Origin of the sequence: Chitinophaga cymbidii (genome assembly GCF_007992715.1) — a bacterium.
Classification (GTDB): Bacteria; Bacteroidota; Bacteroidia; order Chitinophagales; family Chitinophagaceae; genus Chitinophaga; species Chitinophaga cymbidii.
Genome location: NZ_BKAU01000005.1, coordinates 197,045 through 217,294, shown reverse-complemented (window position 1 = coordinate 217,294; position 20,250 = coordinate 197,045). Strand labels below are relative to the sequence as shown.

General features: G+C 50.1%; 11 protein-coding genes and 1 pseudogene. 2 read left to right on the top strand and 10 right to left on the bottom strand.

All coding sequences use genetic code 11. From position 1 onward, the window contains the following. Positions 1 to 6 precede the first annotated feature (6 nt). Together CCY01nite_RS19565 and CCY01nite_RS19560 are read left to right on the top strand one after the other, a co-directional pair. Positions 7 to 1,389 carry a RagB/SusD family nutrient uptake outer membrane protein gene (locus CCY01nite_RS19565; protein ID WP_146865354.1) on the top strand — a complete coding sequence of 461 codons (1,383 nt, stop codon included), beginning with the start codon at positions 7 to 9 and terminating at the stop codon, positions 1,387 to 1,389. Positions 1,390 to 1,400: 11 nt separating this feature from the next. Next, the gene (locus tag CCY01nite_RS19560; RefSeq protein WP_146865352.1) at positions 1,401 to 2,822 is read left to right on the top strand and encodes a TlpA family protein disulfide reductase; all 1,422 of its coding nucleotides are present in this window, start codon (positions 1,401 to 1,403) and stop codon (positions 2,820 to 2,822) included. Between the two features lie 89 nt (positions 2,823 to 2,911). Here CCY01nite_RS19560 and CCY01nite_RS19555 read toward each other — a convergent pair whose 3' ends face one another. From CCY01nite_RS19555 to CCY01nite_RS19515, 10 genes and pseudogenes are all read right to left on the bottom strand, one after another. Continuing rightward, positions 2,912 to 4,321 carry a TlpA family protein disulfide reductase gene (locus tag CCY01nite_RS19555; RefSeq protein WP_146865350.1) on the bottom strand — a complete coding sequence of 470 codons (1,410 nt, stop codon included), beginning with the start codon at positions 4,319 to 4,321 and terminating at the stop codon, positions 2,912 to 2,914. A gap of 14 nt (positions 4,322 to 4,335) precedes the next feature. Then, positions 4,336 to 5,706: a RagB/SusD family nutrient uptake outer membrane protein gene (locus tag CCY01nite_RS19550; RefSeq protein WP_146865348.1), complete on the bottom strand. Its 1,371-nt coding sequence runs from the start codon at positions 5,704 to 5,706 to the stop codon at positions 4,336 to 4,338. 26 nt (positions 5,707 to 5,732) lie between these two features. Beyond that, positions 5,733 to 9,044: a SusC/RagA family TonB-linked outer membrane protein gene (locus CCY01nite_RS19545; RefSeq protein WP_186831160.1), complete on the bottom strand. Its 3,312-nt coding sequence runs from the start codon at positions 9,042 to 9,044 to the stop codon at positions 5,733 to 5,735. A 223-nt stretch (positions 9,045 to 9,267) separates the two neighbouring features. Continuing rightward, positions 9,268 to 10,407, bottom strand: coding sequence for a FecR family protein (locus CCY01nite_RS19540; RefSeq protein ID WP_146865344.1), 1,140 nt, complete (start codon positions 10,405 to 10,407; stop codon positions 9,268 to 9,270). 70 nt (positions 10,408 to 10,477) lie between these two features. After that, the gene (locus CCY01nite_RS19535) at positions 10,478 to 11,089 is read right to left on the bottom strand and encodes an RNA polymerase sigma factor (protein ID WP_186831159.1); all 612 of its coding nucleotides are present in this window, start codon (positions 11,087 to 11,089) and stop codon (positions 10,478 to 10,480) included. A gap of 88 nt (positions 11,090 to 11,177) precedes the next feature. Then, a pseudogene (locus CCY01nite_RS26660) lies at positions 11,178 to 11,399 on the bottom strand (beta-xylosidase family glycoside hydrolase); the annotation flags it as partial. A gap of 172 nt (positions 11,400 to 11,571) precedes the next feature. Continuing rightward, on the bottom strand, positions 11,572 to 12,660 hold the full coding sequence (locus tag CCY01nite_RS26655; protein ID WP_186831158.1) for a DinB family protein: 1,089 nt from the start codon (positions 12,658 to 12,660) through the stop codon (positions 11,572 to 11,574). A gap of 506 nt (positions 12,661 to 13,166) precedes the next feature. Next, positions 13,167 to 17,021: a WG repeat-containing protein gene (locus CCY01nite_RS19525; protein WP_146865340.1), complete on the bottom strand. Its 3,855-nt coding sequence runs from the start codon at positions 17,019 to 17,021 to the stop codon at positions 13,167 to 13,169. 75 nt (positions 17,022 to 17,096) lie between these two features. Then, positions 17,097 to 17,861 carry a LuxR C-terminal-related transcriptional regulator gene (locus tag CCY01nite_RS19520; protein WP_146865338.1) on the bottom strand — a complete coding sequence of 255 codons (765 nt, stop codon included), beginning with the start codon at positions 17,859 to 17,861 and terminating at the stop codon, positions 17,097 to 17,099. A gap of 201 nt (positions 17,862 to 18,062) precedes the next feature. Beyond that, positions 18,063 to 20,246: an alpha-galactosidase gene (locus CCY01nite_RS19515; protein ID WP_146865336.1), complete on the bottom strand. Its 2,184-nt coding sequence runs from the start codon at positions 20,244 to 20,246 to the stop codon at positions 18,063 to 18,065. Between the last annotated feature and the right edge of the window lie 4 nt (positions 20,247 to 20,250).

Genomic DNA, 20,250 nt, shown 5'->3' with positions numbered 1-20,250 from the left:
TGACATATGAATAAGTACTTCTTTTGCATAATCTTCATATTTGGCTACATCTGTATCTCCGGTTGCAGCGATTTTCTTGAAGATAAACCATCTTCAACGCTTACTATCCCCTCAAAGCTGCAGGAGTACCGAAATCTGCTGGACAATATGACCGTCATGAATATTACCAATCCATTACCACAACTGTCTGCAGATGAGTATTACATCAGGGATGAACAAACCTACCAGGCACTGGGTTCATTAACAGAAAAGAATGCATACCTCTGGGCAGAAGACGTATATGGTGGTGAAACCAATTTCCAGGGATGGAACGTACCATATTCCGCCATTTTCTATGCAAACAATGTACTGGAAGGACTGGACAAAATGAATAGAGATCTTGTTGATAAAAATGAATGGAGCGAGATATACGGAAGTGCGCTTTTCTACAGGTCATACGCCTATTTCGATCTCGTCCGAAACTTTTCTCCGGCCTATGATCCGGCCAGCGCCGGCATACATCCCGGAGTTCCGCTGAAGCTAAAGGCGGCTATTGACGAAGTGAAGCAACGGGCTACCGTACAGGAAACATACGATCAACTGATCGGCGATCTGCAACTGGCATCTACTCTTTTATCTCATGTTAACAGGCCAATGACAAATCTGAACAGGCCATCGCGACCGGCAACGTTCGCACTATTCGCGCGTATTTATCTTGATATGGGTCAATACAAACTGGCGGAGCTGTACGCAGACAGCACACTTACTACATACGATCGACTCATAGATTACAGATCAGTTGATCCTCACAATATAAATCCTTTCGCCAATCTCAATTCAGAAATCATCTTCTTTAGCAGCCAGGCTGCTGTTTACGGTTTTACGACATTCCCGGGATTGAACAATCTACAGGCAATTGTAGACACAAACTTAATAGCCCTATACGAAGCTGCAGACTTGCGGCTACCTATTTTCTATGCAGAAAAGTCACCTCGTGAGTTCTACATTAAAAAAGGCTATTCGCCCGCATACCCTTTTACCGGGCTGGCTACGGACGAAGTTTTTCTGATCAAGGCAGAATGTGCTATCAGGAACGGAGATGTAAGTGGCGGAATCAAAGCATTAAATAGGCTGTTGGAGAACCGGTATGATGCATCATTTGAACCATTGGCAATAACAGATCCCGCGGAAGCTCTTGGCAGAGTACTCCAGGAAAGAAGAAAAGAGCTGGTTTGGCGTTCTTTACGGTGGCAGGATCTGAAAAGGTTGAATAGAGAGGGAAGGAATATTACTATACAACGGGAGCTAAATGCACAAACTTATGTATTGCCTTCCAACGATCCCCGGTATGTTTTCCCCATCCCGGCCGATGAAATTGCGCTGTCGGGCATTCAGCAGAATAAACGTTAAAATCCATTGAAATGACCAGGACACTACTAACATTGATCTTCCTTTGTGCCCAAAGCCATTCATTTGCGCGCGAAAATAGTGATAGCACAAACCGGGTAACGATTTGCGGGAGGTTGTCTCCTGCAAATAAAGCACCTGAAATCCGGTTAATCGAAAATTACCAGACAGCCGTTCCGCATCTGCAAAAGGAACGATCTGTAAAAGTAATTTCATCTGCCGACTCATTTTATGTATCTATTCCTGCAACCGACAGCATAATGTATTTTCGGTTTCTCAACCTGCCTCCCTTTCGTACACAAAATACTTATGCGGTAAAAAAAGGAGATAGCGTATATATAACCGATCAGAAAAAGGTGAACGGAAGCAAAAATGCCGTTAACATCTTAAATTGTCAACTGCAGCTGGATAAGGTATATTATTCAGCGTCAATGCAGGGACGCGATACACTTACCTTTTCCCAAAACCTGCTTGCACTGGCTGACCATAAATTTGAGAAGGGGGGACTTGTGTTGCAAGCATATGCGCCTACCATCGAAAAAAACTTTTTGAAGCTACTGGAATTGAACTTCTATCTGAGAAGCTATAGCATATTTTATTCGGTTTGGAAGAGGGATGGCCGGGCGGATAAAGACAAACTTGATCCCGTACGGGTGATGAATACCCTTGTATATGATAAAAGACTGGATGTTGAGCAGAAAATATGGGAAGTGAGTGATAAATATATTGAGTATAGGGTTTTTCTATTGATGGGTTATTTTGAACTGACATCAAAAGGAACTGCCATCCGTACAAATCCGTACAGAAAGGCTTTTGATTTCATTCAAACAACTTACGACGGGATGTTGAAAGACCGCATGGGTTCTTACCTGTTGATCAAATCCATTCAACGGGATCCCGGTATACTGCCCATTCTTCCAATAGCAGCCGAAACAATGACGGATTCACTGGCAAAACAAACATTGATGTCCGCTTATCATGCTGTGAGGCCGGGCAAAAAAGCGCTTAATTTTGACCTGGAAGATGAAAACGGCAAAACGCACCGTCTTGACGACTATAAAGGTAAAAACCTGGTGATCAAGTTTTGGTTTACCGGTTGTACAGGGTGTGCCCAGATCAAAAATAGCATGAGCGTAATACAACAAAAATTCAAGGATGATAAAAGTATCGTTTTCCTTAACGTCAATATGAGTACGCAAAAAACGCACTGGATAGAAGGTCTGAAAAGCGGAAAATACACAAGCAGTGGTGAGGTCAATTTGTACACCGGTGGCCTTGGCATAAGGCATCCCCTGGTCAAATACTATCAATTTGCCAGTGCGCCACAGCTATTACTAATTAACAGGCGGGGGATTGTATATTCAGCCAACCCGCCAATACCATTCACCGAACAAAAAACGGTGGAGCTGATAAACATGATAAAAGAAATGCGTTAAAGTCGTTGACCCTATACGGTTTCCGGCTAAAGTAGATACTGGCCCCAAATGGCCAGCATCTACTTTAGTGAAGCTGTCTAAGCGGCCGGTTACTGATCGCTGAACACCAGCAGATCTATTTTCTCTATGCTTTCGCGGATGCGCAGACCATATATTGCCAGCGCGTTGTTCAATTCCGGCAGTTCTTCCACCGGGTTATCAAAGGCAGGCAAACGCATGGATATGGTCCCGCTGATGCCGGTCCTGTCTATAAGCGGGAGCGCCGGATGATGAACAGGTGGTTCATTTCCGAGGGAGCCCATGTAGAATTTTCTCTTTAAGGCGCTGAAAATATACCGAAAGGGGGTATTCGTGTACGTATATGTGTAGCTGTTTTTGGCGGAAGGAAAGTCTGTGTCACTTTCACCGGAAGTTTTGATACCGGCGATCTTTTGGGTGTCTGTAATCTCCAGCAGATAGGATTTTCTGGCACGTTGTTCGAAGCTGCCGCGGAGCGGCAGGTAAGGCTGCAGCAAGGCGTTCAGGTCCCGCAGCATAATATCCGGTAAATACTGTACTTCCGCCAGTGGAACGGTTACTTCGTAACAAAAGCGGAAACGCCTGGCCCAGTTGTCCATTGCTATTCCTTTTGCTGGTTGAAGATACCAGTCCGGCGACGTGACTTCCCACAGGAGCTGATCGTTTGTAGTGTGTATTTCTTCTTTTCTGTCAAGGGACTGCCGCAGGTCAAATGCCTCACGGAACAATTGCATGGCGGGAATATTCACATAACTGTAGCGTACGGTGCCTTTCGCCGAGTCTACGATATGCTCTGCACTGTACCCGTAGACCGTGCCGCCCTCTCCTTCATAGAATGGCCGGAGCACGGAGTGCCCGCTGCGCGTAAAGGCGGTTTGGTCCAGGTAGCTGGTAACCGGCGCCGCTTCAATGTCGAAACGGGACAATGAAGGTTTAAGGATCATGCGCAGCTTTTCACCATTGATCAACGCCTTTACATTCTCTTCTGTGGCATTGTATCCGCCGGTAATGGCAATTACCTTTCCTTCCTGGTCTATCCATACATGATGTGGTACGGTACGTGTAGGGAACAGCGTTACCAAGGTAGAGTCGCCGTTGATGGCGGGAAGGCTGGAGAGGCGGTAACGCGCGGTATAATTGCGTTGCTCCATGGTGCTTTTGATCTTTTCGTCCGTTTGCCAGGGATTGACGAGTATCACCTGCAGGTTTTCCCGGAACTGATGTTGCAGCGCCTCCATTTTCGGGAAGGCGGCCATGCAGCCGGTACAGCCGGTAGACCAGAAATCGAGCAGGATGATCTTACCTCTGAAGCTGCTGATCCGGACGTTATCGTGCGGATAATTGGCAAGATGCCCAAGCTCCAGATCGGGCACCTGGTCGCCTACGCGAAGCCTGGTCAACGCCGGGCCAGGGTCGGCCAAAGCAGATGTAAATGGCCCGGATAACAACCCGGTCATCATCATTATCATTAATAATTTCATATCAATAATTTGTATTAATAATTGGGTTCCAGGAACGGATTGGCATCCAGTTCATTCTGCGGTATCGGCCATGCTACGCCGCGACTGTTCCAGGTTTGCGGTTTCAGCTGGCCCATCACTGCATCGGCTTTACCGGTACGCAGAAGGTCATACCAGCGGTGACCGTTTTCAGCAAACAGCTCTACCCTTCTTTCATGGTAGATCGCCTCGAGCAGGTCTTCCTTGCTGATATCTGGCCGGGTGTCAGCGATCAGCGGCAATCCTGCCCGCTTCCGGACGCGATCCAGGTCAGCAATAGCCTGCGGGAACCTGTCGCGCTGACACTCCGCTTCCGCGCGGATCAGGTATTGTTCCGCGAGCCGTAATACAACGTGATTCTCTTTTGGCAGGGTTGACGCCCGCATTTTGTATTTGGCAGCGTAGTAATAGTCCACTCCATTCACAGTATTTTTCCCCATCCATTCCTCTCTGCGCTTGTCTCCCGGCTCAAAGGCCGCTACCAGCCCATCCCGTATAACATACTGTGGAATAACGGTTACAGTGGAAGGAATAAAAACGTAGGATTCAGAGCTGTATCCATTTTCCGTATTCGGCTCAACATGAAATATTGCTTCGGTGCTATTGTCGCGAAACACAGCAGACAACGGCGGAAGGTCATCCATCCCGAAAGCGCTGATCACTTCGCCGGCCATCAACGCTGCCTGTTCCCAGTTTTTACGGCTCAGCTCCACGCTGGCCAGCAAAGCCTGCGCGGCGTATTTTGTAACACGTGTGCGCTTTGCGGTAAGCGGCTCATCCTTCAATAAAGTGATAACATTTTTGAGATCTTCCATGATGTAGGCATAGACTTCCTCCGGGTCTGCCTGGGGAATTACCGCATTCTCCCGGTAGTCTGTTCCTTTGATCAGCGGCACCCGTTTAAACTGGCGCACGATCTTGTAATAGGACAATGCCCGGAGAAAGGCAGCTTCAGCGGTTAACTGTTTTTTTAAAGGAGCGCTGACCGCTTCGGACGCTGCAATATTCTCAATGCAAAGCGTGCAGCGGTAGATGAAATTGTAGGCTTCCTGCCAGAAATACTGAAGGGTGCTATTGTCTTCCTGCAGCCGGCTTTCATGAAATTGCATGGTTGTTTCATATCCCGTTGCGCTGGAGGAGGATGGCACATAATTCAGCTCATCGGCATAAAGGCCCATATGGGTGGAGGACATGTAACCAAAATAGATGGGATACTTGATGTACAGTCCGATAATCGCCGCGGTGGCCGTTTCGTCCGTTTCAAATACCTCTCCGGGAGACAAATTCCCCGGAGGCGGCTGTACCTCCAGGAACTTGTTGCAGGAGCAGCACAAAAAGCAGAGAAATAATAATATGGATATCCGCATAGTTTATTATTTGAATGTAACAGTGTTTATAAATTCACCTGAAGCCCGGCGGAATATGTTTTCGTCAACGGGTTGCCGAGGCTGCCCTGTTCCGGGTCCCCGGTTTCATATGGCGTGAGCACGAAAAGGTTCTGCGCCTGCATGTACAGGCGAAGATTGTTCAGCCGCGCCCATTTCACTATTTTTTCGCTGACAGTCCAGGAAACAGAAAGATTCTTGAACCGGAGAAAAGAAGCGTCTACAATATATGCGTTGGACGTTTTAAAGTAGCTGTAAGCCTGCGCGCCGGCCCCGCCAGTAGTAAAGCGCTGGAAAGCCGTTTGGTCGCCAGGTTTCTGCCAACGGTCCATCACCTGTACCGGTTGATTGGACATTCCCCCGGGGGCAGCGCTCAGGCGGTTCAGGTAAGAACTAAGCTCCTGCCTGACATACTGGAAGAACATGTCCACGCTGAATCCTTTAAAGGACAGCGTATGCGACATGCCGCCATAGAGGGTCGGCGTTCCCACATCCACCAATGTATTCCGGTCCTTGCTGGTAGTGCCTGCAAATTCGTACAGGCCCGTTTCCTGGCTGATGCCCAGATAATTGTAGTAGCGGAGGAGTGTAATGGGCTTTCCAATGAAGAACCGGGTGGCATAAGATGTATTTTCCAGCCCGGGAAACGCGGCCAGTTTGTTACGTGCAATAGTACCGTTTACATTGAAGGACCATTCAAAATCCTTTTTCCGTACCGGCACCGCTGTTATATTCCATTCCATGCCGTAGTTCAGGATAACGGCTTCAAAGTTTTTGTTGACGCTGGTGAAACCGGTCTGTGCCGGAAGTGTATAGTTGATCAACTGACTGCCTGCCCTGCTGCGGTAATAGTTGGCGCCGAGCAGCAGGCGGTCATTAAAGAAGCCAAGGTCCAGTGCGAGCTCCAGCTTGAGGTTCTTTTCCCAGCTATAATCCGCGTTGAAGAGTTTGCTGGTGATAAGACCGGAGAGACCGTCGTAAAAATAGCTGCTTCCCTGCGAGCTCCAGGTATCGAAGAATACGTAATCGCCGATGTTATCATTGCCGGTGACGCCGTAATTAGCCCTTAGTTTACCGAAGCTCAGGTAAGGCATATGTTCGCTGAAAAAGTTCTCTTCCGTAAAGATGTACGAAGCACCCAGCGCCCCGAAGTTGGAGTAGCGCCTGCCCGGCCCGAAGCGGGACGAGCCGTCCCGCCGGGCGGTAAGGTTCAGGATGTATTTGTTACGGAGGTTATAGTTGACGCGGCCATAGATGCCGTGGTAATAGTATTCAGCGGGACTGTGCCGGATCGTATTGCCGGTGGCGTGTGCTACCACCCCCAGGTAAGTATCCGAATCAAACGACATGAGCATGCGCAGCTGATCATTGAGCTTTCCGTGCCAGCTTTGGCCAAGCAACACTTCCAGCTTCCCTCCGGCGGCGGTGGTGTTGTACTGAAGCATGGGTTCTACCTGCCAGCTGTTGACCGTGTTCTTTACTTTATTGGCGGTGGGGTTTAAGGAGGAAGTAGGCTCTCTGCCTTTCGCCGGGCTTAGGGTAAGCTGGTCCAGCATAACGGAATTATAGCCGCCTGTCAGTTTGAATTGCAGGCCTTTCCATAACCGGTATCCGAGATTGAAGCTGCTGGTCAACGCCGTATTTTTCGCATTGTAGTGATTGTGGAACTGGGCCAGGGGGTTCTGGTAAGTTGCCCCACCTTCCTCCCATACCAGGTTGCCGTCTGCATCCAGCGGCCTTGGCGCGTTAGGCGGCAAATGAATATTATTGGTGCTGCCGGTGGAAAACCGGCTGTTATCCAGACTGATGCCCGCACTTAGCCCAAGCGTCAGGCGGCTGTCCGCTGAACGGTGATTAAAGCTGAAGTGTACGGATGTTTTGTAATAACGGAAATCCTGCCCCAACGTTCTTTTCGCCACTTCGGCATAGACAGGCGTCTGGTAATGATAGGCCGCCCCCAGCCTGAACTGGTTATACCGGTTTCCGCCGGACAGCGAGAGCTGTACATTACTATTAACAGCCCGGCGGCTGAAGAACTCCCGGGTCCAGTCGGTATACCGGGTAGTATCCCAGGCGAGGAGATCCGGCGCATTCAGTACCGTCGGCTCGATGCCATCGTTCCGGAAAGCTTCCCTGCGCATTTCCAGGTATTGCTGTGTATTGAGGAATTTTGCTTTCACCGTAGCAGTGGATATACCTGTATAGGCATTAATGTCCAGGCTGGTCTTGCCCGGTTTGCCTTTTTTAGTGGTGATCAGTATAACACCGTTGGAGCCCCGGGAGCCGTAAATGGCGGTTGCATCGGCATCTTTCAGTACATCGATACTTTCAATATCACCGGGGTTCAGTGTGTTCATCGGGCTATTGTAGGTATTGGTGCCCGGAAAGGACACTGCCATGTTCTCGTTGGTGAAAGGCACTCCATCTACCAGTATGAGCGGACGGTAACCGCTGGTAAGAGAGTTTTGCCCCCTCACAACGATATCGAACCATCCGCCGGGGAGCCCGTCGCCCTGTTGCACCTTCATACCTGGAATTCTGCCGACCATCGCTTCCAGCGGGTTCGAGACCGGCTGGCGTTCGATCTCTTTCGCCGTAACGGTGGCGATGCTGCTGGTAGAGAGCCGTTTGGTAGTGCTGCCGTAAGCCATGATCTGCACTTCATCCAGCTTCGACGTGCCGGGCATTAACCGCACTACCAGCGAGGCAAGTGCCGGATCGGACAGCTGGCTGCCGCCCGCATTCCCTTTTGCGCCCGGTGTGATCACCTGGAACACCGTCCCCGACAGTTTGAGCGTGACCGGTACAAAACCGACTGCTGAAATATGCAGCACATCCCCGTCGTCCAGTTCTATCGAAAAAGAGCCGTCGGCGCCGGAGGTAGTCCCTTTCGAAGTTCCTTTTACCACAATGGTCACTTCAGGGACCGGCTGTCCGTTCGCCCCTATAATGCGCCCGCTAACGGGAACAAGAGGCGGTGAGGTTTTGTCCTCAGCCGCGGGTTTCCTGGCGGGAAGCGCAGCGGCCGGTACCGGCGTAAGAATGATCGATTTGTCGCGGATGATAAATTCATAAGACCGGTCTTTCAGTATCGTTTCCAGTACCTCCCGCAGCGGCGCGTTGCTGACATTCAGCGAAACTTTCCGCCGCATCAGGTTATCATCCTTCCTGGCAAATACAACATAGCCGGTTTGTTGTTTAATGGCAGCGAATACTTCTTTCAGCGGGATGTTTTTTCCTGAAATGGTCACTGACTGGGCTTTGCCGGTAGCCTGTACCTGCATAAAAGAAATTGTGAGTAATACAATAACTAGCCTCATGACTAAAAATGTTTGATAGAACCGGCCAGGCGGCGCATTTTTTTGCATACTTTTGCAAAGGTTTTGGTTGTTAAAAAATAGAGATTGACGCTCAATTTGGACCAACTGAACTGTTTACCGGAAGCGGGCTCAATCGCTTCCGGATTTTTTTTGGTTGATCCTGTATTTTCAAAAATGGGGATCGGATGAAGGCATAGTTTGCATACAGCAGGAGAAGAATCTGCTACTTATTTATTACGATCAGCCGCCTTCCTTCCTCCAGCCGGAAGCCGACCTGCATTCTCTTTAAGATATCCAGTAACTCATTCAAAGAAATATTTCTGCTCAACTCTCCCATAAATTCAATATCGGGGACTGTTCCCTCATAAATAACTTTTATATCGTACCAGCGTTCCAGCTGTCTCATTACCTCCGGGAGGGTGGCGCCTTCAAAATTGAAAAGCCCGTTTTTCCAGGCCATCACCTTGTCTGGATCAACATGATCAACAATGCGGATACCGGCCGCTATCTGTGCCTGCTGGCCGGGTTTTATCTGTTTGCCATTAACCTTTACCCGGCCTTCTATCAATGTAGTGCGCAGGATTGCTTCATTCTCATAGGAATTGACGTTGAAATGCGTGCCCAGCACCTCTATTTCCGCTTTGCCGGCAGCGCTTACCCGGAAGGGCTGCTGCGCGTTGCCAGCTACTTCAAAATAAACTTCGCCCGTCATCTCCACACGGCGTTCCTGACCGGCAAATACAGTCGGGTACCGGATGGAGCTGGCGGCATTCAACCACACTTTTGTGCCGTCCGGCAGCAGCAGCTGAAACTGGCCGCCATTCGGCGTTGTAAGTGTATTATAACTTATGGTGGCATTCGTTCCCCGAACATCATACTGTAATTGACCACCGTGTTGACGGATGGCCGTATTCCCTTGTCTGATCACCTGGTTACCGGTGCTGTCCAGCGTAATAACAGAACCATCCGCGAGGGTCAGCGTGGCTTTATTGCTGCCCGGGGCTATATCGGTAATCTGCGCAACGACGGCATCCTGCCGATCTGCCCGTTGCATCCAGAACACAGCGCCGGCGGCCAGTATGAACAGGACGGCGGCAACCCATCCCCACCGGCGGATAAAATGCATACGGCGGACAACAGGCCCGGCCGGCTGCACGATCCTGCGCCAGGAAGCGTCCACATCATATTCCCTGAACCGCGCATCTGCTTCCTGCAAATTCTCCCATTCATCTTCCAGCAGGCGAACAAGCTGGCTGTCATCCCGGTTTTTCCGCAGAAATTCTCTGAGTGCCTGCTCCTCTTCGGGAGTGGCTACGCCCTTCATGTAACGGTGAAGAAGTTGCTGTATGTCGATCTCTTGCATAAGCTGCGATGCGCAATTTTATATAAAGACGAAAAGATATCACGGCGGGGGCCATGGGGTGGAAACTTTTTTAGAGAAAATTTTCCGGGGCGATCGCAAACATTATCCAGACCAGGGGAATATTCCCTACCCGCGCACGGATAAAGGCCGTGATAGCGGCAATGGCCAGTTTCATATATTTTTTGACGGTGAGTACCGACAAGCCGGTTTGCCGGGCGATCTCCGCATGCGGCAGGCCATCCCGCCTCGCAAGCAGGTACACCTTTTGTTGTTGGGGAGGAAGACGGTTAACTGCTTCATCCAGCAGTGTAAAGATGGCGGCCGGCGTTTCCGTATCAGCGGGAGGGTACTTGTCCAGCTGCGCCTGCTCGCTTTCCCAGCGGGCGGCCAGTTCGCGTTCACGGGCTATTTTACGCAGCTGGTCCAGCGCATAATTTCGGCAGACAATAAACAAATATCCTTTGAAGCGTTGCACGTCGGCGAGCGCTTCGCGGCCCATCCATATCTTCAAAAATACGTCCTGAACGATCTCTTCCGCGTTGCTGACGGACTTTGTCAATTGAAAAACATAAGTAAGCAAAAGCGGTTGATAGACGTGCATCAATTCACGGAAGGCGCTCTCGTTCCCTTCGGCGATCTTCACCAGCAGCTCTCTTTCGTTATTTGTTTCCTTTCCGGGCAATTCGCTGAATTTGTTGGTTGCCCGGCTAAAATAATTAAAATTTCCAACTGCGGTCTGACGGGATATGAGCTGTGATCTGTCGATCCCATCACTCCAAATGTTCCATCCTGAACCAGTCCACATCAGCATAACCACCAATACGTACACCGGGCCTGGCCGTACTGAACAAACCTACTTTGCCGCCCATCCATTTGCCGGGTTGCGCCGTAAAGGGTTTGCCGATTGACTGATAGTGCTCACCATCTTCGCTATAGCTGAAGATACACTGTGCATCGGGAGCACGGAGCTGTACACGCAGGTATACCGTAACATCTTTTAACGGCTGCTGGTCAAATTTGCTGAATACACCCTATCGGAGCCAGGTATCATTACTAACCGGGATGGATGGTATGCTGCCGGAGAGCCGGAAAAAAGGCCACCCAACCCGGAAGCGTGTATCCTTCCTGGTTGGGCGTCATAATTTAAAAGTACAATGCTGCAGGTCAGTTCTTCGGAAAACCCGCATCGGATTTCACTTCCTCGATCTGCAAAGTATGCCTCGCGCAATGCGCTGCGATGAACAGCAGGCTTTGATAACCGTCTGCTTTCCCGGTAGGATAATCGATGACGTGATTACGCAGGTCTTCTAAAGATGCGTTCTGAATATATGTAAGTACCGGCTTGCGGGCCACGGACAGGTCATTGAGGGCTGTTTGCGGATCGGTATACAGGCCCTGGCCTTCCAGCGCTTTTGACGTTTTGTGTTTTTCACTGCGGTCGGTCATTGCCGCGATCAGTTCTTTATCGGATAGTTTCACCTCCCCTTTCAGTTCCGGCTGCGCTGGCTTTTCCAGTTCCTTCTCAGACATCCCGAACAGCATTTTTTCGGTGGCAATAATATGTTCCAGGCATTGGCTCACGGACCATTTATCAGCGGCCGGCTTGAATTTCAATTGCGCTTCGCTCAGCCCTGCCACGCTTTTTTCGAGATCGCTGGTCGTGCGGTTGAAGTATTCCAGTAAAAACTCTTTACTGCCATTGGCAGCCATCGGCCGGGATTCCAGTACGCCCTTCAGCCTGGTCAGGCCGGTATCCAGGTCACTAGCGATCATTTCTTCGAAGTCCATAAACAGCAACATCAGGTTCATCGGGTAATTCATATGCCCGTTGAATCCCCATTTTACGTTGGTTTGATCTTCCGGAGACGCTTCGGTGATCATATAAGCCGCTTCTGTTGATTCGAACGGCCTGATAAAACGAAGCTCAAAATCTACCCGTTCCCCTTCCGTGATCTTTTTTATTTCCTGCTCACCCGCACCTACATTCTTATCCTCACTGTCCCAGGCGGACACAAAACCCACAGTGGCGTCGGTACCACGGTATGTTTTCTTCATATCCGGGTCCATCATGGCCCATTTGCTGTAGTTGTCCTGGTTTTTGAGGTGCTTTACATAGTCAAAAACTTCCTGTTTGGGCCTGTTGATGGTAATCTCCCGTTCCACTGCGTAATCTTTCTTCAAAAAGAGCGCAATGATCAGCGGGATAGCGATCAAAATAGCCAATACAATGAGAATTTTCTTGAGTGCTTTCATACTTTTTGATTTTGGTGATCGGAAAACAAAGCAGTTAGCTAATAATTTGCACAAGTTAAATGTACATATTTATAATTAACTAATAGCAGGCATAACTACCAAGACAAGACTTTCCGGTCCCTGTCTCAACCCGGGAAATTGTCTTATCCGCTGCGGCGCGCGTAAACTTAATGCTGTATCCGGGTTAATTCCACCCGGCAGGTGGAGTGAAGGACGTTATTCCGGCCAGCCGGGGAGGAGGAAAACCCCTCGTACTGGCCTCGTACTCGCATACTATCGGCCTTGGATCGGCCTTAGTCGGCCTTTAATCCGCTTCATACCCGCTTCACCCTGGCCTTGCCCTCGCCTTTACCGGCCATTCATCCTCATCCCTGCCATCAGAAAAAACGGGAAAAGCATAGGCATACTCATGTTCTTAATAGAATGAGGCCGTCTTCTATGTTGAAAGACGGCCTCCTTTTTCTATCAATGACCGGTTTTCAGAATAGCGGATAGCTTTTTCCGGTTTATATTGCAAGCACCTGGCTCATCTGTACATTCACCGGCCGGCCGTTCTGCACGGCGGGCTTCCATTCGGGCGACGATGTGAACACGCGGATAATTTCAGCGGTCACCTCCCGGTCGTTTGTATTCTGCACTTCCACGCCAATGACCTTTCCTTCCCTGCTTACGATGAAGCTCACATTCACCTGCCGGTTCCTTTGATTATCGGAGAACAACGGGGAAGTATTCATCTTTTCAGAGACATAAGCGATAAATGCCTTGTTTCCACCAGGAAAGGAGGCGCTCACCGATGGCTGAGCGGGTTTGCCGGCCGTTGTGTCTTTCGTATCCGCCATCGCTGAAATAACGGCGAGCAGGCGTTCCTTAGCGGACGCTACCCCCCATTTCGCGCCCTTTTCGTAGTTGGAAACGGCCAGCCGGTTGTCCTTCAGCGGCATATCGGGATATTTTTCCTCGAACAGGCGGCCGAGGCAATCGTATGCTTCGTAACGATCAGCGGCAGCGGCTTTATTGAGATATACTTCCGCCTGTTCCAGGTCATGCCGGGCCAGCAGTATCTTGCCATATTCCAGGTGGGCCAGGGCGCTATTGTGTTCCCCGGCCTTTTTTAACCATTCCACCGCCAGTGCGGTATCCGGCGTTTCTCCGTACTTGCCGGAGCTATACATAAGGCCCAGCATATATTCCGGCGCGTAATAATCCTTCTTTTTAGCGGATTTCAGGAATGCGCTTTTCGCTTTTTTGAAGGATTTTTTCTGCAGGTGCACCAACCCCTGCACATAATGATGCACATATTTATGTTTGGGCGCCATTTTCCTGATGCGGGACAAGTTTGCTTTCAGTGCTATGGGATAATTGGAAAAGGCATTGGCTTCCGCCAGCTTCACCATCGCCCGCAGACCACCGCGTTTACCGGAAGCCTCGTACCAGTACATGGCGTTTAAAACATACATGGAATCCGGCAGGCGGTACATGTAGAAATCCCCGATCCTTTCGGTCAGATCCTGGTATTTCGTGCGGTAGTCCGCAAACGATGAGTACCAGCGGGAGGATTCGAAATAGCTGCTCCAGTTCTGCCTGGCGCTGATGATATAATACTCCAGCGCTTTATCATAGTTCTTCATCTGGAAATAGATATTACCCATCTCTTCCACCATAAATTTGTATTTATAGCTACCCGTCTTTACCGCATCAGGCAGGCGGTGGTACCAGTATAAAGCCATCTCCCTGTCGGGGGCGTTCTTTGCCAGGATATGGTAAATATTATCATATTCCGACATTGTTTTTACTGCATATATTTCCCGGCCATGCACATCGAGCACCCCGGCCACCGGCACATCCTTGAGCTGTTTCCATTTCGCATCGCTTCTATTCATGAACCCGTCTTCCCGCAACGCCAGCTTACCATTATAAAAGAAAGCGTAGCCTTTGCTGAAAGTAGAAACGTAGTTGTATTTCCCTCTTGCATCCAGGATAAGTTTTCCTTCTGTATTGTAGGCGCCTTTATCGGACGATGCTACGCCCTGGTCAAATGGTGTGAGATAATCATGATCGATGGGTATGATAAGTTTTCCATCCTGGTTGAGCATGCCCCATTTTGTAAATCTCTCTCTTTCCTTTTTGTCGTACTGCGTTTCGCAAACAGGAACGGCAAATTTTTCCGGCAATTGACGGATCGTCACCGCCTTTGTTTTCTTGTTGTACAGCCTGTCGTACCAGGTATTTCCGATCCTGAAGAGTTTCCCGGAAAGATCGGGATCTTTAACGGAAGATGTCGTATTCCAGTATTTGAGCACGATGCCTTGTCCGTTCTGATTGTCGGTAAGGTTATAGAATTTCCCGTCCGTTGTCATGAGCAGACCTTCCGGCGCGGAGTAACCCGAAGTCTGCGTGACACCCTTTGCGGGTTTGCTGAGCACGGGTATCAACCCGCCGGTGAAGTGATCTGACAGTTCATCCGTCGTGAAACTGGTTGTTGTGGATGGCTGGTCGCCGGTATAGAATGTTTTCAGCGTCCACTGATCACCATCCCTCATCAGCTTAGTGCGGTTGGCCAGGTACCAGATACCGTCATGCTTCACATCCTCCTCCTGTTCACCGTCAAAGCGCAGCTCGCCCCATTTGTCTTTCATATTGATGAGAAAACGGGGACGCCATCCCTTTTCCGTGTAAACGGCAATTCCTTCAAACTGCGGCGGGTATATAACGGCGCCGTTATCCCCCGCGAGGCCCAGCAGCTTGTCTTTTTCTATGATATAGACCTTTGACGCGATGCCCAGCGAAGCGGAAACCTTCTCGAAAGTCCAGTTCAAACTGCTCCTGTCGAATTCCGCCTTTTCGGTATTGAAATAGATATATTTGTCATTTACCGTGTAGGCCAGCTTATAATCCTTCTTCAACGCTTTTTCTACTTTTTCCTCATAGCTGTACCGTTCCTTCTCCACCTGCTCCCGGTGCGCCCTGATGTCCGCTCTTCGCTGCTCATCCGCCCGGCGCTCCCTTTCCCGCTCGGCGCGTTGCTGCGCATCCTTCCTGTTCTTCTCCGCGATAATGCTGTTCACCACGCCGGTAGCCATATCCGTTATGGCACCAACAGTATTCGCCGCTACATCCATGCGGTAGTTCGTAGAAGCGATCTGCCCCATGACCTTGCTGTAAGTTCCCGGTGAATAATTGGAGGGGTTGAACGCGCCGGCGCGGCTCAGCGTATTGTTATAATCTTCACGGTCTGCCATGATCTTATAGCCCCGCAGCTGCTGCCGGATCGTGGGGTTGTTCAACATGCCGGGATTCCGGTCCGTCATCGTTTTCAACTCATCATAGAGCTGTTTGGAGGTCTTGGGGATGTAAACCGTCTTTTTTTCGGAGGAGCCGGACTTTTCTTTCGTTTTTGTGCTGGTTGTTTTCTTTTCATCCTTCTTTTCCTTTCCACCGCCGCCACTGCCGCTACCGCCACCGGCGGTTTTAGCCGCTTCTGTTTCAGTTTCTTTCTCCGTTGCTTTCTTCTCTTCTTCCTCCTTTTTCTTCTTTTCCTCTTCTTCCTTCTTTTTCTTCTCCTCTTCCTCCTTTTTCTTCTTCTCTTCTTCTTCCTTCTTCTTCTTTTCCTCTTCCTTTTGCTGCGCGGCTTTCTTTTCCTTTACGAAAGACTTTGCCGCGTCCAGGGCTTTCTGTTCGTCCGAGGCGCCGGTTTTCATGTCGGCGGCCTTTGCCAGGTAACTCTCCGCTGCTTCGAAATTATATTTGCCCGCTGCCGCTTTCGCCTGGTCCAGCAACTGTTTGAAACGGCTTTTGTTTCTCGCATGCTCACCCAGCAGGCGGTCTATCTCGTTTTTCAGGTCCGTCACATACAGGGCAGTGACCTCCGTATTACGGATATTCCCCGCTTCTTCCCAGGCGGAGCGGTTGTTTTCCCGTTGCCATTTGTTTACGCGGTCGGCGACCGGCTGGCCAAATTCAATAGTGGTAAAATCAGTTCCGCTCTGAGAAAGACTTAGCTTGTTCTTCGTGTTGTTGACAATAACCGCGGCGCCCGCTGCGGCGTGAATCAGCTGCGCATTGAAAGAAACATCGAAACTGTACCGCTCCGGCGTATAAGCGGAGGAAGGATACCCGCGCAGGTCTATTCCCGCTTTGTACAATACTGCCAGGTTCTCCGCGGAGGTATTGTACCTCGTCAACACAAGATGCGCTTTACGCCCTTTCACAACGGTGGCGAATCCTTCATAAAACGTTTCAAACGTGACGTAACCGGAAAATCCCTTCAGGTCGCTGAAAGAAACTTTGTGCGAGTGGGTACGCTGCGCCGTTACCCGGGTAACAAACAGGATCAGTAGTGTAATCGACAGCCATTTTTTCATCAGGTCAGGTTTTCGCACAAAGGTAACCTGCCCTGCCGGACGACTCAATACCCTACGTAGGGTATGCGGCTGTCATCAGAGCCAGCCTTTCTCCAAAGCTAGTTGCACCAACTCAAGAACGGATGAAGTATTGGTCTTGCCCAGTATATTCTTACGGTGCGTTGATACCGTTGCATAACGGATATCCAGCTTTGCCGCGATCTCTTTGGAAGTGAGGTTCTGCGCCAGTAAGCTGAGTATCTGTTTCTCACGCGGCGTCAGTATTTCTTTATAAGGCGTCAGCCGCTGCACAGGATCAACATCGATATAGGAAGGCTCGCCGTCAAGGCCAATGAAAGACAGGATCATCCGGTTGTCTTTCTTCAGGTGGGAAATATCCGTGTGTACCACAAATGTACGCAGCACGGCGCCATCTTCATCGCTCTGTATGGTGATGATCTGTTGCAGGATGCGGATATAGCTGCCGTCCTTTTTCCGTACGCGGTAGTCATACCTGCTTTTATATTTCTTTACTTTATCCGGAGGAAGTTGCCGCCAGAAATTCGTAACTGTCGCTTCGAAATTGATAAAGTAGGGAAGGTCATCCGGGTGTATGATCTCCATCAGTTTGTCGAGCTGAAACTCGTGCGGCTGATAACCCAACACGGGGGTGATGGAGTTGCTGGTAAATTCTATGATCATCTCCGGCGGGTTAAAGACCATGTAGTAGTAATCGCCGACCTGGAAGATATTAAGGAGTTTCTTGTAGAGTTCTACTTCCAGCTTCAGCTCTCCGGGTGTTTTGTGTTGCGCTATTTCAGTCCATATCCGCTGTGCTTCGTTGAAGATAATTTTGTCCATAGGCACGGTGCTCTTTCAATGAAAAAGCTTTAAGATACCGGATTCCAGCGCAAATGGCAAATAAAATGCAGACTATTCTGCTTTGAGGCTTTTCAACAACGATGTACGCGCGGTCAAAACGCTACTCGCCCGGCTGCTGTTTGAGTATTCCTACCATACGAATGACTACGACCGGCCGTCTACAATTGAATTTTTATAGGCTTATCTTTTCTTCACCCTCAGCACCACACTCGCCCTCCCCGCAGACACCTCCGGGTTAAACCCAACAGTCATCAAAAACTCTCCTGAATACTGCCTCCCGCCATCGATGGATGACTTCGTACCGGGATAAAGACTGATCTCCTCCAACTGGTAAACCGCCGCCGGATCAAGCCCTTTCAAACGGATGGGATACGCGCTGCCCGCGCCGTAACGGTTGCTCACGAGGTAATTGAAGATGACGCCTTCCGAGCGCTCTTTATTGATATAAGCAACGGAAGCAACGGCCCCTTTCCGCGGGTCGGACAAGCGGTATTGATCTCCTTTCCACACAATGTCCTTGAAACCGTTGTACTCTTTGATCGCCTGCTGGCAATACGCGAGGTCTTTTTCGTTCAGATGACTGACAACGATGTCGAAGCCGAGCTTGCCCATCATCGCTACGTCCGTTCTGAACTTGATGGGCTGCTTTCCCCAGTCCGTTACGTGGTTGGCGCTGGCGATCGCGGGATAGAAATAGGAATATTCCCACTGGATGAAGATCCTTTCCAGCGGGTCCGTGTTGTCGCTCGGCCAGTATTCGGTGAAATATTTCAGCGCTTCGTAGTCCACGCGCCCGCCGCCGCCGGAGCAGAGCATCATGGGCACGGTGGGGTGTTTCTCGCGGATGCGTTTGAGTACGTTGTACAGGCCGCGCATGTATTCAATATAGAAATGAGATTGCTGCCGGCCGAGATAAGCGGAGTGCGCATTATATATCACGGCATTGCAGTCCCATTTGATATAGGCCAGGCCGGGATTGCGCTCGAACAGGCCGTTCACGATGCCGAACACGAAATCCTGCACGGCGGGATTGGCGAGGTCCAGCACAAGCTGGTTGCGGAAATAGTGCTCTTTGCGGGCAGGTTCTTTGATCACCCAGTCCGGATGCTTTTCGTAGAGCTCGCTTTTGGGGTTGACCATCTCCGGCTCCACCCATATCCCGAATTTGACGCCGTTCTTCGTGGCTTCCCTCACCAGGCTGGCAACGCCGTTCGGCAGCTTGCTTTTATTTTCCTGCCAGTCGCCAAGGCCAGCCTTGTCGTTATTGCGGGGATATTTGTTGGCGAACCATCCGTCATCAAGCAGGAAAAGATCAACGCCGAGTTTTTTCGTATCGTGCAGCAGCGCTTTCAGCTTGTCTTCATTAAAATCAAAATAAGTGGCTTCCCAGTTATTGAGCAGCGTCAGCCGGTTTCCCTGGCCGTTGAGGATGCGATGATTCCGGGCCCAGTCGTGCAGCTGACGGCTCGCATAGCCCTTTCCTTTATCGGAGAAGATATAGAGGAAAGCGGGTGTGGTAAATGCTTCGCCCGGTTTCAGGGTGTAGGGCGATGCATAATTGTTGATGCCAGAGATGATACGGAGATTGTCCTGGTAATCCAGTTCGATGTCCGTTCTGAAATTGCCGCTGTATTCCAGCGCGCCGTACAGCACGGTTCCTTCATCCTCCGTAGCTGGTTTGTTCAGCGACACCATGAACACCGAAGGCTGGAAAATATTCGCGCGGGTGCCCAGCTTAGAATCGAGGGTTTTAATGCCGTGGGTGATCTTCGATTCCTCCGGCTGCATTTCCTTCGCCCAGTCGCCATGATACTGCTGCAGCCAGAAGCCCTGCGCCTTGAGGTACAAATTGGCGGAGGCGTATTTCTCCAGCACCACATTCCCTTTCTCATGATGGCGGATCACGGACCATTGCTCGATCACATCCTGTTGGGGGTAGATCTTATAATGCAGCACGACTTCAAAATCATACACCGGATCTTTGAGAGTTACTTTTAAAAGCGTAATATTTTCGTCCAGCTGCTGGCGTTCGTGTTTTACATAACGGAGGTCCAGCGAGCGGTCGCCGTCCGCATGCACCACCGAGATCGCCGGTTCCAGCAGGTTGCGGGAGCCCGACGGCGTATAGGCGGCGTTCAGCACTTCGGAATAATCGCCTGTTTGCTGATAAACCGAAGGTACCAGCTGATACTCCTTTTCATTGGCCAGCTTCCTGCCGAAATAGATGACTGACAAATCCTTTTCCTTATTCGCTTCCAGCACCAGCGCATTGTTCGCTGTTTCCACAGGAATGATGACATTCTGGGCATGAAGGCCGCCCGCGCACAAACCCAAAAAAATCCAGATGGTTAACCTGATCTTCATAAGC